Here is a 13,841-nt window from a genome sequence, read left to right as displayed (position 1 = left end):
TAACGGGGTGAGTTCCAGATCTCGTCGCAACACAACACCCCAAAGGTGTTGCAATGACGAGGAAGCGTCGACGAGGGCCTTACCGAAGGCTCGTACGACCGCCGCCCTCGTGGTCCGTCTCTCCTCGGAGTGGTCAGTTGTGCGGGACAACGGCGACGGGGGCAGCGGCGTGGTGGAGCAGGGAGTGGGTGACGGGTCCGATACGGGCGCCGATCGGGGAGCGCCGGATCCGGCGGCCGACAACGACCAGGGAGGCCTCGTGGGAGGCGTCGACCAGGTAGTCGGCTGCCCTGCCGGAGCCGGATTCCGCCATTACCTCGACGTCGGGGAACTTCTTCCGCCACGGGCGCAGGACCTCGGTCAGGGCAGTGGCCTGTTGCCGGTCCAGATCCGTGTGGAGTTCGAAGTCGACGGCGACGCCGTACGCGTAGTAGGGCGGGAGGTTCCAGCCGTGGACGACCCGCAGGGAGGTGGATCGGTGGACGGCCGCGTCGAAGGCGAACTCGATGACCGAAGCGTCCGGGCTGTCGATGTCGAGGCCCAGGACCACGGGCCGGTACGGGGCCGCGGCGGACGGGATGCCGGCCGGATCCGTCGTGTGCTCGTCCGCGGCCTGTCCTTTGGCACGGACCAGGACCACGGGCTGTTCGGCGTGCGCCACGACGGCAAGGCCGACGGAGCCTACGACGAAGCCGCTCATCCGGCCCAGACCGCGGGATCCCAGGACGGACAGTTCGGCGTCCTTCGCCAGGCCCGACAGGACCTCACTGGGGCGGCCGGAGAACTGCTCCACAGTGACTTCGATACCGGGGTGCCGCAGCCGGATGCCCTCGGCGGCTTCCCGGGGAATCCGTTCGCTCCAGTGCTGCTGGGTCTCGGCCCCGAGGAGCGGAGCCTGTGCCAGGGGTTCCGGTACGGGCTCCCAGACGTGGACCAGCTTCAGCGGCAGGCCGCGCAGTTCTGCTTCACGGGCCGCCCATTCGGCGGCGGCCCGGCTCTCGGGCGAGCCGTCAAGGCCGACGATGACGGTACGGTGCATGGTTTCCACCTTCTGAGTCGGGGTGTGCGATTCCAGCGTCGTGTCGAGTGGGTCGGTGGTGCAGGGGCCACAGGTCCTCGGCGGGACCGATCGGCCCGGGGGACCGGCGGGTCCGAGGCGGCCCCGCCGTACCTCCTGCGCTCAGCGCGGCCAGCCGCGGTCCAGCGGCCACGCCGCTGAGGCGGCTCTTGGCCGGCGAGCCGCCGTCGATGCAGCCCTTGCCGGGCAGAGCGGCGTGGCCGGGCCCGAAGGTCTTGCCGGGCAAGGCCCGCAGGAAGACGAATCCGGCGAGCAGGCGCAGGAATGCGAAGGCGCTGGCCGGCGCGGTGTGCGTGCCGGTCCGTGCCGACACCGACGACCGGAACGCAGAGGCGGTCCCGCTCCTGCGGAACAACGGCGAATGGAACCCCGGCTCCGGTGAGGATGCTCCTGCAGAACCACGGTGCTGACTCCCTTCGTGGACCGCCCCGTCGGACCTGGCACCGCTCACTCTTGTCGCTCGGGAAGGGATTCACGGGATGCCGAAGGCCCGTCGCCATGGGGCTGAACGGCCCTTTCGACAGGACCTGTTGGGGTGTCGAGCCGGGCCTGGACCAGGCGGCGACAAGGAGGTCCATGTCCCAGAGCCTGAGCGAGCACGTTCCGGGGCGACGCCTGACACGCGGGCTCGGCCACCGGCGCCCATGGCTGAAGAGCGGCCTGCCCGGGGTGACCAAGGCCGTGGGAACGCTCCTGCCTGCCCTGGAGCGATGCGGACGCCGTGGCGGGCCGGTGCCCGGCGTACGGGACGGGCTTCGGCCGGCTTCAATGGACCGGCTTGGCGCCTCGTTGCCCGGCGGCAACTCAGTTGATTGCGTTGGCCGTTGTCACAGCCAATCCGGGCCGGGAGCGGCGTAGCGTTCGATGAGCTGGTCGGCGATCGCGTCTAGGTTCTGGCCGATGTAGTTCGGCTGCGGGCCGACGTCGAGTGGCGCGTTGCCCTCGCGGAGGATGAGCGCGGCCTGCCAGCCGGCGGCCAGGGCGCCGATCGTGTCCCAGACGTGGCACGCGATCAGGCAGATGTCGCCGGGCTCAGTGTCAAGTGCGGCGGCCACCGACTGGTAGGCCTCTGGTGCCGGCTTGTGGCGCCGTACGGTCTCGTCGACACTGAAGCGGCGCTCGAACAGGTCGATCACACCCGCCCGCTCCAGCTGCCGCCCGGAGATCTCCAGCGTGTTGTCGGTGAGCGTGAACAGCCTGAAGCCACGGCCGCGCAGCCGGCGTAGGGCCGCCGGCACTTCGGGATGGGGCGGCATGGCAGCAAACCGGTCGGTGAGCTCGGCACCGTCGACGTCACTGACGGTGATCCCGCGTGTGGCAGCGAGCATCCGGAGCACGGCACCGCCGATGTCGGTGAACGGAACGTACACCCCGCTGAGCGTCAGCGCCTCCGAGTAGGTGATCAGGTTGGCGAACCACAGGCGCAGGGCGGCAGGATCGTCGAAAATCCTGTCAAAGGTCGGGCGGAGCGCATCCAGGTTCAGCAGCGTCTCGTTGACATCAAAAACCACGACCGGTCGCTGAGGCATAACGGGCCTTTCGCTGCAACCACACAGATGTACAACGGGCAGACGGACAAGAGGGGCCCACCTATCCCTCGCAAGGAAGATGTCCCGGCCGGGCGACAATCGCATCGGATCCGACCGCCCCATCCGCCTGACGGCGGCACATGAGGGCCCGTACGGCTCACCGGCGGACGCCGGGACAGACAACCCGAAGACGCTCACCCGGACGGGAGCCGCCGTGACAGGGCTCGCTCGCTGAAATTCCCCGCTCCCCGGTCGGCGGATTCCCCGGACCTGCTCATCCTGATTCCCCGCCCACGGTTAGCTGAGCTCGGGACGGCACAACACACGGCACACCACACGTTGGCCTACGACCCGGACGTCCCGTACTGGAAGGTGATCGCCCATGCCCGCGCCGAGCCTGCTCGCGGTTTTCGCCCACCCGGACGACGAGTCCCTCTCGGCGGGAGGCGTACTCGCCCGCCATGCGGCCGCAGGAGCTCGAACCGCGGTCGTCACAGCGACCTGGGCCGAGAACAGCCACCGCGCCAAGGAGTTGGCCGACGCACTCCGCATCCTCGGCGCCGGCAAGCCACGCATGCTCGGCTACGCCGATGCCCACGCACCGCAGTCAGCCCCAGGCAGCGTACGGCTCTGTGACGCGCCGCTCGATGAACCGGTATGGCGATTGGTCAGGCACATCAGGGAGTTCCGCCCGGATATCGTCGTCACACATGACGCCTACGGCGGGCTGACCGGCCACCCGGACCATGTGCACACCCATCGGGTGACCGTACTCGCCGTCCAGGCGGCCGGACTGGACCAGTTCTACCCGGATGCCGGCGCGCCCTGGCAGCCGAGCGCCCTCTACCTGGCCACGCACCCGCACTCCGCCGCGCGGGCGCTCGGGGGACAACTGGTCCGAGAAGGCCGGACGATGTACAGCGTCCCGGACGAATGGATCACCGCAACCATCGATGCGAGCCCATGGCTTGAGCAGAAGCTCGGCGCTGTGCTGGCCCACCGCTCCGAGGTGGAGAGAGGAGCCCTGCCGGGCCGGATCGCCGGACTCCCGTCGGCCGTCCGGGAAAGGCTGCTGTCCACCGAGTGGTACATCCGCCACAACCCCGCCTCCACGGCGGCAGCGCAAACGGAGCTCACCGCCTGAACATGCGGGCCGGAAGGCCGGAGGGCCGGCGGAGACAGACCGTCGGCGGGCGAGCTGTCTCGGCCCCCCGTTCACCGCACAACGGAGTCGGGAACGAAGAGCAAGGCCCGGGGGATGCACGAACGCCCCCTGATACGGGGGCGTGTGACTGTTTGGCTTCGCCGGTCCGGGCCCGGCGGCGGGATTCGTACCCGTATCCGGTGACCACCGTAGCCGCCGCGACCGGGCAGAGGCAGGATTTCCCGCGGACCGGCGGCGCGTCGCCGGTCTCGCGGCTCAGCCGCCGTGCGCGCCCGTACCGGTCGGCACTGCCGTAACGGTCCCGGAGCTTCACTGTCCGCGCGAGGGTGCTGTCGCGGTCCGTCCGGGAGACCGTCTCTTCACCAGCAGACAGGACGTACGGTACGGCGAAGGCGCCGGAGCCGGTCCGAGTGGACACTGCCGGCGAACTCGGGGGCTCGCTTGCTGCTCCGCCCCGCCGATCGTATGACCGGCGGGCGAAACACTGCGAGGTGCTGCGAAGTTGCTGGTTCGGGTGCGGGCTGGTGGTGTTCGGGGCCGAGTTGCGTACGGCGGCCGGGGTCAGGCTCCGCAGAACGGCATGGTCCGCACGTATCCGCCGAGATTCTCGTCGTCGGTGCCCAAGAAGGCATCGGCGGACCCGGGCAGACACTCCACCCCCTCGATCTTGTACCGCGGGAACGTCCCGAGAAGGACCGGAGACGCCGCGAGCGTGACCCGTACCCGGCCCGCAGCCGACACGGCCACCCGGCCCGCGTCGCTCACCGCGGAATCGAACGGACCGTCATCACCGGCGTCCGCCGCCGAACTCACGATGATCCGGCCGGAGCCGGTCACCGAGATGTCGGAGATGTGCCGCGTGCCGTCGCCGACCGGGTACGCCGCCCGGTAGACCCGGCGCGTCACAGCGCCGAACTGCGGCTGACCCCACGCGGCGAACGAAAGAGACGCCGCGTACAGCGTGGCGGGATGATCCGCGCCGGCTCCCCGGTCCGCCCACAGCGCCGCGAGTCTCCCGTTCCGCGCGACGAGCGCGAAGCTCTCGAAGTCGTCGCCCTCACCGATCGACGGCAGCGGCGAGTAGTCGGCGACCGTCGCCGTGGAACCGGTGACCCTCAGACGGTAGACAATGCCGCGGCCGGTGAGAGCCACGTACTCCCCCGGCATCCCCGGGACGGCTTCGATGGCCTCCAGGTCGACAGGCTCCGGCCCGTCCCAGGTAATCGGAGAGATTTCGCCGGCACCCTCCCCGTGAGTGATCCGGGACAGACGCCGCTGCCCCGGCCGCTTGTTGTCGTGCACCACCAGCACACGCGCCCCCGCTCCCTCTCCGGTACGGCCCTCGAACGCCACGCCGCTGACACCACTGCGGGCATCGCCGCCCACCTTCCGCCATTCACCGTCCGCACCGGCCGGGACAGTGCCGACCACCGTCAGCAGCACAGTCACCGCAGTGAGCCAGGCCATACGCTGCAACACTGGAAGTTTCATGGGAGCCGCCCGCCTTCTGTATCCGAACAGACGCGAGATCACGCGCCGGACGCCAGGCTATTGATCATGATCCGTGCGTCCCAGCGACGGTTACGCCATCCGACGGAGCGCGAAGTCGCACTCGGCAGGCACACACAAGGGCCGTGCGATCTGGCCGGGCGCGCCCGGAGTACGGCGGCGCCGGTCGGAGGCGGCCTTCGTCCGGCCCACCGGTGACGTTCTACTCTGACGGGATGCCGGAAGCGGCCGGTGGGCGACGAGGTGATCACGTGAAGGTGTCCTGGGAGCAGGCACTGGCCTGGCGGACAGAGCGGCAGCAACTGGTACGGCGGGCGGACGCATCACAGACCGCGTCACAGGCCGTGGCGGTCGCGGTGGCAGTGGCGGGACGGCTGGGCGGGATACAGGCACAGGTGATGTCGTCGGCCGAACTGGCACTCTGGGCACGCGTCGACGAACTGGAGCGGGAGACGGTCGCGGCAGCGTTATGGTCGCAACGGGCCCTGGTCAAACTGTGGGCCATGCGCGGCACCCTGCATCTGCTGCCCGCCGACGAACTGGCCTGTGGCTCGCAGGACTGGGAACCTACCGGCACTACGGAGTCACCGACCCCGCCACCGTCGAACTGCTCGAAGCAGCCGGCCAGGCACTCGACGGCACGCCACCGACACGCAACGAACTGGCCGCCGTAGTGGCACGGCGCACCAGCTCGGCGACGGCAGGTGACATGGTCAGCGGCAGCTGGGGCTTCTACCTCAAACCGGTCTCCTTCAGCGGACAGCTCTGCTTCGCACCCAACGAGGGCCGCAACGTACGGTTCGCGCACCCGCAGAGCTGGGTACCCGGCGGCATCCCGCAAGTTCCTGCGGAACATGCGCTGACGGAGATCACCCGCCGCTTCCTCAGCGCCTTCGGACCCGCCCAGACAGAGGATCTGGCACGCTGATGGGGAGTGGGACCGGCCCAGGCACGACGGATGCTCAACCGGCTCGGCGACGAAACCGTAGCGATCGACGCCGACGGCGACCCGTACTGGATCCTGGCCGACCATCTCTCCGAACTCGACTCCGCCGTCCCGGAAAACACCGTCCGACTGCTGCCCACGTTCGACCCATGGGTGATCGGCGCCTCCCGCACAGCGCCGGCCCAACTCGCCCAGAAATACCGCGCACAGGTATACCGGCCCCAGGGCTGGATGTCCCCGGTACTGCTGGTGAGCGGACGGATGCGCGGCATATGGTCGAGCCGGCGGACCGGTCGGCAGCTACGGGTACGGATCACCCCCTTCGGACGCCTGCCCGCCTGGGCCCACCACCAGACCGAAACCGAAGCAGAACGGCTCACCGGCTTCCTCGGCGAAACACTGGCACTCGACTGGGACAGCTGAGACACCCCCATCGGACCGCGCGTACCCGTTCCGGGACACCGGCAGCCCGCATCCGGCCATCCCCTCAAAGGCCCGCACACCGGCAGCGGCAGCGGCCCGCCCGCGTCGAAGGTCAGCTTGTCGTTTAACATCCGGCACTCAACGCGCGCCATCCTTGGCACGTTCGGCACAACATTGAAGTGCCAGGTCACAGGTGGTTTCAGGGGGGAAGCAAAGATTTGGACCTCGCGCACTACAACGTGATCAAATAGGGGATGACATCGTTCTGGACGGGCAAGCGGGTGCGTTTGCGGGGCATCGAGCCTGATGACTGGACCGCGTTTATGCGCTTCGCCGTGGACGAGGAACGGTTGGGAGACGTGCTGCAACCACCGCGCTCCGCCGAGGGCTTCCGTACCTGGGCGAAGGAGCAGGCCGCTGCCAGGTTCGATGGCGACTGCTTCGTGTTGGCCATCGAAGCGGTCGGCACGGGGGAAATAGTCGGCAGTGTCGGCTCGCACCACGCTGATCCGCGTGCGGGCTGGTTCGAGTACGGCGTCACGGTGGGCGCTGATCATCGGGGCAAAGGCTACGCTGCAGAAGCTGTGGTGATGCTGCTGCGCTTCATGTTCGCCGAGCGGCGCTTTCACAAGTGCCAAGCGCGGATCTTCGCACACAACCAGGCATCGCTGGCCCTTCATCGTCAGCTCGGCTTCGTCGAGGAGGGTCGCCTCCGCGATCATGTGTTCTTCGCCGGTGGGTACCACGATCTCGTCATGACGGGCATGCTCGCTGACGAGTTCGCACAGTTGCACTCAATGAGCGAGCATCTGGATTCCATGTTGAACGCACCTCGAACTTGATCTGTATTTTCGCAGTTCAGCGGACGTGAGGGCGGCCTTCGTCTGATCCTGTGCTCCGTCACAGAGGCAGGGGAACAGTGCGAAGGCCGTGGTCGTGAGTCTGAGCATCAGGGTGTCCTGCGGGATGCGTTCGCGGAAGTGTCACACTTCCGGACGGAGTTGTACGCGTACATGACCGCGCGAGGCGACGCGTTGTTCGAGTTATGCGATGCGTTGTTGTGCACGGACGGGCCGGTGCGGACGCTGGTCGATCTCGCGCTCGCGCCCGAGCACCATCGTGGTCACGGAGCTCTGTACGGCGGGGCGGATCGACGTCGGCCGACTGCGTCGAGCTCTGGCCGGGATGCCGCTGCCGAGGGCGGCGGACGGCCGGCTGGTGCTCGCCGTGGACGTCTCGCCGTGGCTCCGCCCCGACGCCAATACCTGTGCTGACCACTCCTTTTGCCACACATTCGGCCGGGGTGAAGGAAAACACCAGATGGTGCCTGGCTGGCCATACTCGGTCGTGGCCGCGCTGGAGACCGGCCGCACGTCCTGGACGGCGGTGCTGGACGCGGTCCGCCTGGAGCCCGACGCCGACGTCGCCGCGGTGACCGCAGTGCAGATCCACGAGGTCGTCGAGCGGCTCGTCACCACCGGTCAGTGGCAACCGGGTGATCCGGAGGTACTGGTTGTGCTGGACGCCGGATACGACGCCCCGCGCATCGCCCATCTGCTGGCGGGGCTGCCCGTCGAGATCCTCGGCCGGCTCCGCTCCGACCGCGTGATGCGCCAGCCAACACTCCTACGGGTCTATGACCCCAAGGGCGGCCGACCGCCTAACGACTCCTGACAAAAGAGCTCTGGGAGTGACGGTGTGTCAGTTCTCGTTGATGCTGGCCGAAGGGGGTGCGGGCCGGTCGAGACGAGGAAGACTGCTGCCGGACCGGGGGAGATCGACGACGAGTTGTGGGCGCGGATCGAGCCGCTGCTGCCGGTCGTTCCGTGTAATCCGCGGTGTCCGGGTCGTAAGCGTCTGGACAGTCGCAGGGTGGTGTGCGGGATCCTGTTCGTGCTGTACACCGGGATCCGCTGGATCCGCTGGGAGTTTCTGCCGCAGGAACTGGGCTTCGGCTCGGGGATGACCTGTCGGCGACGGCTGCGGGACTGGAACGAGGCCGGGGTCTGGCAGCACCTGCACGAGCTGCTGCTCTCCGAGCTGCGGGCCGCGGACCTGCTGGACTTCTCCCGCGCCGCGGTCGGCTCCAGCCACATCCGCGTGATGAAGGGCGGGCCGGCCACCGGTCCGTCCCCGGTGGACCGGGGCAAGGCCGGCAGCAAGCACCACCTGATCGTCGAGGCGCACGGCATCCCGCTCGCGGCAGTCACCACCGACGGCAACCGCAACGACGTCACCCCACTGATGCCGCTGATCCAGGCTGTCCCGCCGATCCGCGGCAACCGCGGCCGGCCACTGCGCCGCCCCAAGTATCTGTATGCCGACCGCGGCTATGACCACGAGGTCCACCGGGACAAGGTCCGCCGGTTCCAGATCACCCCGCACCTTGCCCGGCGCGGCACCGGGCACGGCTCCGGCCCGGGCATGTACCGCTGGGTCGTGGAAGGAGCAATCGCGCTGCTGCACTGGCTCCGCCGCCTACGCATCCGATGGGAGATCCACCACGACATCCACCACGCGTTCGTCACCCTCGGCTGCGCCGTCATCTGCCGGCGACGACTGCGCACCGCACTTTGTCGGGAGTAAGGGCGGGCGATCGCCCCAGGGGATGGCCTGCTCGACGCGTCAGAACGCATACGTAGCAGTCGGGCTCGCGCAGCCTCACATCCGGGATCTCAGCACGTCGACCTCACAGCCCGGCGCGGACGGGTCGAAGCCGTGCCCGACCAGCCAGCGAACCCCCAGCAGGCTTCGCAGCGACCACCACGCGCGGATCACGTCGAGGTCGACGTCGGTGCCATAACCGGCGATGACGTCGTCGAGGTGCTCCTCGTGTCCGAGCGTCAAGGTGGCGAGATCGAACAGGGCATCACCCCGGCCCGCCTCGGACCAGTCGATGATGCCGGTGACCTCGTCGCCGTCGACAAAGACATGCTCGATCTGCAGGTCGCCGTGCGTGAACACCGGAGTCCACGGCCGGATCGCGGCCTCGGCGACCTGGCGGTTGCGGGTGACCAGGTCGGCGGGCAGGATGCCTTTCGTCACGAGCAACTCGCACTCGCCGTCGAGTTCCGCTGCCAACTCGTCGGGACCCCGACGGCGCCGGCCGGGCCAGGGCGGCAACGGCGCCTCGTGCAACTGCCGGATGGTGGCACCCGCCGCGGCCCACGCCGCCGACGACCCGGTCGACGGCCCGCCGAGACGCCCAAGCGTCGTCCCCGGGACGGCGGCGATCACGAGCACGGGCGGCTTGCGCCACAGGACCTCCGGAGTCGGGACCGGCACCAAGGCCATCGCCTCGACCTCGACGTCGATGCGCGCCTGATCGGCATCCACCTTCAAGAACACGTCACCGACACGCAGAGTCGCGCGCTCGGAATGGGCGACAACGACTTTGACCTCATCCATGGGCGACCAGTATCCCGGGGACGACCGCCGACCTCGCCAGGTTTATCGCGTGCAATTACGCGGCTGACCACGTCCCGCCACCCGGCGACCTCGTGCACGACACCAACCTCTGACCAGGTCAAACCCACCACTTTTGTCAGGAGTCCTATAGACCCCGATGAGCTCCGCGGTTTCCGGTTGCTGGTTGCGGCGTTTGCAGTGTCGTTTCGGTGATGAAATTAGTGGGCCATACGGGTGAGTTCGTGGCTGCGGGGCTGTCTCGGGCATCTGAGGACTGCCTAAATCCGGGTTGTGATCAAAAACCTCGTGCGGCGTGGTCTTCCCGCGCTCGCCCTCGCAGCCCTGCCCGTCCTGGCCGCCGTTCCCGCCGCTGACGCCGCCGATGCCGTGGAGAGCGGCCGTACGGTCCAGAGCGCGCAGCCCCGAGTGGCTCTGCGGAGCGACTCCCGGTTCTACGCGCCCGCCACCCTCGGCAAGAACCAGGCGTGGACCTCCGGCAACGGACGCGCCATCCTGCGTGTCCAGAGCGACGGCAACGTCGTCCTCTACAACAACGCCAACAGGCCCGTCTGGGCCACCAACACCGGCGACTGACCGACAACCCCACCCAAAGCAAGGGCCCGGGCCCGCCGTCCGGGCCCTGCCTCCGGTACGACCGAGCCGACCGCTGGACGGGGGCAAGGCACTCGACGGCGCGACGCTGACACGGAATGAACTGGCCGCCGAAGTGGCACGGCGAATGGGCTCGGCGGCGGGTGAAATGGTCAGCGCCAGCGAGCAGCTCTGCTTCGTACCGAACGAGGGCCGCAGCGTACGGTTCACGCACCCGCAGAACTGGGTGCCCGGCGGTGTCCCACAGGTTCCCGGGGAGCATGCGCGGGCGGAGGATCTGGCGCGCTGGTGGGGAGTGGGCCCGGCCGGGCACGGCGGATGCTGAACGGGCTCGGCGACGAGGCCGTAGTGATCGACGTCGACGGCGACCCGTGCTGGATCCTGGCCAGGCATCTTTCCGGCCGGGCCGGTCGGCGGCTGTGTGCACGGATCGCCCCGTTCGGACGGTGCCCACCGGGGCCCGCCGTCAGGCCGAGGGCGAGGCGGAACGGCTCGTCGGCTTCCTGGGCGGAGCGCTGGTGCGCGACTGGAACAGCTGAGACGCCGACACCGGCATCCGCGCCGCGCACGCGCTGGAGCAGTCCGACGGTAGTGTCCATGGTGGCCTCCACCGCGATCGTGGCATCGCCCCCGGCCCGGGGTCAGCAGCAGTCGTCGCCCGGCCACCAGTCCCTGGACCCTGGACCTCGGTAGCTTCAGCGCCTTGCGCCGCTGCCCGTACACGGCGTCCTGCTCGCGCCCCGCGTCACCGCCGCCATCTCGTCCGCGCTCCGGGGCACCAGGACCTTTGGCCAGGCGTACGCGGAGGTGTCGGCCGATAGGCGGCGAACGCCTCGGTCTGCCGGTGCAGCGCGTCCGGCGCTGTTTCCCGGGCGCCGGGATGCCAGCGTAGTGCGTACTCGATCTCGCCGAGTTCGATCCGGTATCCGCTGATCTTGACCTGGTGGTCGAGACGGCCGAGGAATACCAGTTCGCCGTCGTGCCATCGCACCCGGTCGCCGGTGCGGTAGCAGTCCTGCGGCGCCGGACCGGTGGCGGACACCGTGTGGTCTTCTGCGGACATGTGGTCGTCCGTGGCGGCGTGCTCTTCTGCGGCGGTGTGGTTCAGGAACCGGCTGTCGTTGTCACGCGGGTCGAGGTATCCGTCGAAGCACTGTGAGCCGCATACGCACAACTCGCCCTCGTCACACGCGCGGCCGTTCTCCGCGAGCACCATGGCCCGCAGATGGGGATACGGGCGCCCGATGGGCACCGTGCCGTTGGGGGGTGCGGCCATGCGGAGCAGCCGCCCGGGAGCGTCTCCGGTACTGATATCGCTCATGGCGTTTCCCCATGACTGGCGTGACTACGGGGTGGACGGCCCCTGCCCGAATCCGCCCACCCCGCATCTTCGCCGCGCGCTGGTCAGTCCGCGTAGACGCTCAGTCCTGAGAGCTGGCCCGCCGGCCAGCCTGTGTTCGCGGTGAACTGCACTCGTATGTAACGGGCCGACAGGCCGGAGGCGACAGGGAGGGTGACGGTGTTGCCGGTTGCCGGGTCGAAGGTGTGGGCGGCTTGGGAGGTCAGCGGGGAGAAGGGTGTGTTGTCCGTCGCGCCCAGGACGGAGAGGGTCTGGGCGCGGGCGGTCCAGGCGGGGTTCGGAGGGAGGGACAGGACAATCCGTTTCACCGGTTGCGTGGAACCGAGGTCGACCTGGATCCACTGCGGGAAGGCGTGGTTGGCACTCTCCCAGTAGGTGTTGCTGTCACCGTCGACGGCGTTGCCCGCGCCGTAGTTCTGCGTCTGGCTGCTCGCGCTCGCCGGCTTGCGCAGCGCGAGGTCGCCGGTGGGCGGCGGATTCGTACCGCCGCCTGTCGGTGTGGGACGGACGGCGGTCAGTGCGAGCTGGCCCTTCAGCATCCGGCCGCCGTCACCGGTGAGCCGCAGATAATAGTCCGAGGAGCACGCCGTGCCGTCCTCGTCCAGGGCCCGGATGCCCGAACCCGCCGGGATCTGGGAGGCGTTCTCGGCCGTCTTCGCGATCTGGTTGCCCTCGTTGAACTCGTCGAACATCGAGATATAGATCCCCGCCACACCGATGCGGCACATATTGTAGAACTGCCGCCACATGAAGTCGCCGTGCGCGCGGTGCCCCGACTGGAGATCACCGGGCAGCACACAGGGCTGGTAGTCGATCCCGTAGGTGTCGCAGTGTGCTTGGTCAGGTGTGTTGACGTTGGCGTAGAAGTTGTCGGCGCCCGCGATGTTCCCGATCCGGCCGACCATCCACGGCGAGAGCATGTCGAAGGCGTGGTACACATCGAGGTATCCGGCCCGTGAGTCCTCGTTGCCGCTGCGCCAGTGTGTGGGCACTCCGCCCATCACATAACAGCCCTGCGCCTTGAACCAGTTGACGACATCCAGACAGACCGCGGCCGACCATGTCTTGTTCGGCTCGTTGAAGCCGAAGCCCCAGATACCGACCACCGGTTTGCCGTTCTGCCGGGCGTAGGCCGGAGATTCGGTGTGTGCCCTCATCTTCTCCAGCCAGTCCGCCTTCATCTCCGGCTGCATATTCGTCCAGCCGGTGGCGTCGTACATGATGTAGAATTTCCGCCCGTACTTCTCGGCGGCGCTCCGCACCTTCCCCGCCATGGCGTCCCGCGTCGCGCCCTCGCCGCCGTTGGGGTTGAAGCGCTGAAGAGCGGCGGTGTCCATGCCGTACTGCTGCATCCACGAGAAGTGCGTGTCGACGGTCTGCTGGTCGTACGAGGAGAACAGCGCGGCCGGCTGCCCGCTGCCGAGCGCCGGATAGGCGGTCCGGTAGGTGCGGGTGTAGTCGCGTACGTCGGGCCAGCTGACGATGGCGGTGTTGCTCGGGGACGGTGACTGGCCCCAGTTCTGCGACCAGTGCCACCAGCCGTTTATCGGCGCACCGTCACCGGAGCAGGCGAACCAGCCCTGGTAGCCGACGGTGATTTTGCCGACGACGTCTCCGGGCGGAGAGGCTGCCTGAGCGCCCTGGGCCCGGGCCTCCAGGGCCTGCGCGCTCTGGGCCTGGGCGCCCAGGCCCGCCGCCGCTCCGGCGCCGGCCAGTGCGGACGCGATGACGGTCCGTCGGGAAACGGCCATGGGGGGTTCCTCGCAATCGGCTCTGCGTATGGACGTGCGCGGAAGATCGCTGCTCGAAGA

Annotated in this window: 11 protein-coding genes and 2 pseudogenes; 7 read left to right on the top strand and 6 right to left on the bottom strand. The window is 68.7% G+C overall.

All coding sequences use genetic code 11. The features are described 5' to 3' along the window. Window positions 1–133: 133 nt before the first annotated feature. Window positions 134–1,039 (bottom strand): universal stress protein, encoded by a 906-nt coding sequence (locus ACFV6H_RS28660; protein WP_385547664.1) that lies wholly within the window; start codon window positions 1,037–1,039, stop codon window positions 134–136. Window positions 1,040–1,905: 866 nt separating this feature from the next. After that, window positions 1,906–2,589, bottom strand: a complete 684-nt coding sequence (locus tag ACFV6H_RS28655; protein ID WP_385547661.1) for a haloacid dehalogenase type II — start codon at window positions 2,587–2,589, stop codon at window positions 1,906–1,908. 400 nt (window positions 2,590–2,989) lie between these two features. On the opposite strand from ACFV6H_RS28655, the gene ACFV6H_RS28650 reads away from it, so the two are divergent. Continuing rightward, a complete protein-coding gene (locus ACFV6H_RS28650) occupies window positions 2,990–3,751 on the top strand; it encodes a PIG-L family deacetylase (protein WP_385547658.1) in 762 nt (253 codons plus the stop codon). 582 nt (window positions 3,752–4,333) lie between these two features. On the opposite strand, the gene ACFV6H_RS28645 is transcribed toward ACFV6H_RS28650, so the two are convergent. Continuing rightward, window positions 4,334–5,263: a hypothetical protein gene (locus ACFV6H_RS28645; RefSeq protein ID WP_385547655.1), complete on the bottom strand. Its 930-nt coding sequence runs from the start codon at window positions 5,261–5,263 to the stop codon at window positions 4,334–4,336. Between the two features lie 233 nt (window positions 5,264–5,496). Between ACFV6H_RS28645 and ACFV6H_RS28640 the strand changes: the two are divergent. The 4 genes and pseudogenes from ACFV6H_RS28640 (at window position 5,497) to ACFV6H_RS28625 (ending at window position 9,236) form a co-directional block, all read left to right on the top strand. Beyond that, window positions 5,497–6,650: pseudogene (locus ACFV6H_RS28640) on the top strand (winged helix DNA-binding domain-containing protein). A 254-nt stretch (window positions 6,651–6,904) separates the two neighbouring features. After that, window positions 6,905–7,492, top strand: a complete 588-nt coding sequence (locus ACFV6H_RS28635) for a GNAT family N-acetyltransferase (RefSeq protein WP_385547652.1) — start codon at window positions 6,905–6,907, stop codon at window positions 7,490–7,492. Window positions 7,493–7,663: 171 nt separating this feature from the next. Beyond that, window positions 7,664–8,312: pseudogene (locus ACFV6H_RS28630) on the top strand (transposase); the annotation flags it as partial. Window positions 8,313–8,426: 114 nt separating this feature from the next. Then, the gene (locus tag ACFV6H_RS28625; RefSeq protein WP_385547741.1) at window positions 8,427–9,236 is read left to right on the top strand and encodes an IS5 family transposase; all 810 of its coding nucleotides are present in this window, start codon (window positions 8,427–8,429) and stop codon (window positions 9,234–9,236) included. Window positions 9,237–9,311: 75 nt separating this feature from the next. On the opposite strand, the gene ACFV6H_RS28620 is transcribed toward ACFV6H_RS28625, so the two are convergent. After that, window positions 9,312–10,058, bottom strand: a complete 747-nt coding sequence (locus ACFV6H_RS28620) for a phosphotransferase family protein (RefSeq protein ID WP_385547649.1) — start codon at window positions 10,056–10,058, stop codon at window positions 9,312–9,314. 306 nt (window positions 10,059–10,364) lie between these two features. On the opposite strand from ACFV6H_RS28620, the gene ACFV6H_RS28615 reads away from it, so the two are divergent. Beyond that, complete coding sequence (locus ACFV6H_RS28615; protein ID WP_385547647.1) at window positions 10,365–10,652, top strand: hypothetical protein; 288 nt, start codon at window positions 10,365–10,367, stop codon at window positions 10,650–10,652. 166 nt (window positions 10,653–10,818) lie between these two features. Continuing rightward, window positions 10,819–10,995: a hypothetical protein gene (locus tag ACFV6H_RS28610; RefSeq protein WP_385547644.1), complete on the top strand. Its 177-nt coding sequence runs from the start codon at window positions 10,819–10,821 to the stop codon at window positions 10,993–10,995. Between the two features lie 420 nt (window positions 10,996–11,415). On the opposite strand, the gene ACFV6H_RS28605 is transcribed toward ACFV6H_RS28610, so the two are convergent. Both ACFV6H_RS28605 and ACFV6H_RS28600 read right to left on the bottom strand, forming a co-directional pair. Then, window positions 11,416–11,991: a hypothetical protein gene (locus ACFV6H_RS28605; protein ID WP_385547641.1), complete on the bottom strand. Its 576-nt coding sequence runs from the start codon at window positions 11,989–11,991 to the stop codon at window positions 11,416–11,418. Window positions 11,992–12,074: 83 nt separating this feature from the next. After that, window positions 12,075–13,781 (bottom strand): discoidin domain-containing protein, encoded by a 1,707-nt coding sequence (locus ACFV6H_RS28600; RefSeq protein ID WP_385547638.1) that lies wholly within the window; start codon window positions 13,779–13,781, stop codon window positions 12,075–12,077. Window positions 13,782–13,841 lie beyond the last annotated feature (60 nt).

Origin of the sequence: Streptomyces sp. NPDC059743 (assembly GCF_042732975.1) — a bacterium.
GTDB lineage: Bacteria > Actinomycetota > Actinomycetes > Streptomycetales > Streptomycetaceae > Streptomyces.
The sequence above is the reverse complement of the archived record's forward strand: the minus strand, read 5'-3'. Positions and strand labels throughout refer to the sequence as shown.

Bases quoted from the DNA above. Each gene is read 5' to 3' on its own strand.
- ACFV6H_RS28660 (WP_385547664.1), bottom strand. From the start codon at position 1,039: ATGCACCGTACCGTCATCGTCGGCCTTGACGGCTCGCCCGAGAGCCGG.
- ACFV6H_RS28650 (WP_385547658.1), top strand. From the start codon at position 2,990: ATGCCCGCGCCGAGCCTGCTCGCGGTTTTCGCCCACCCGGACGACGAG.
- ACFV6H_RS28645 (WP_385547655.1), bottom strand. From the start codon at position 5,263: ATGAAACTTCCAGTGTTGCAGCGTATGGCCTGGCTCACTGCGGTGACT.
- ACFV6H_RS28635 (WP_385547652.1), top strand. From the start codon at position 6,905: ATGACATCGTTCTGGACGGGCAAGCGGGTGCGTTTGCGGGGCATCGAG.
- ACFV6H_RS28620 (WP_385547649.1), bottom strand. From the start codon at position 10,058: ATGGATGAGGTCAAAGTCGTTGTCGCCCATTCCGAGCGCGCGACTCTG.
- ACFV6H_RS28610 (WP_385547644.1), top strand. From the start codon at position 10,819: ATGGTCAGCGCCAGCGAGCAGCTCTGCTTCGTACCGAACGAGGGCCGC.
- ACFV6H_RS28605 (WP_385547641.1), bottom strand. From the start codon at position 11,991: ATGAGCGATATCAGTACCGGAGACGCTCCCGGGCGGCTGCTCCGCATG.
- ACFV6H_RS28600 (WP_385547638.1), bottom strand. From the start codon at position 13,781: ATGGCCGTTTCCCGACGGACCGTCATCGCGTCCGCACTGGCCGGCGCC.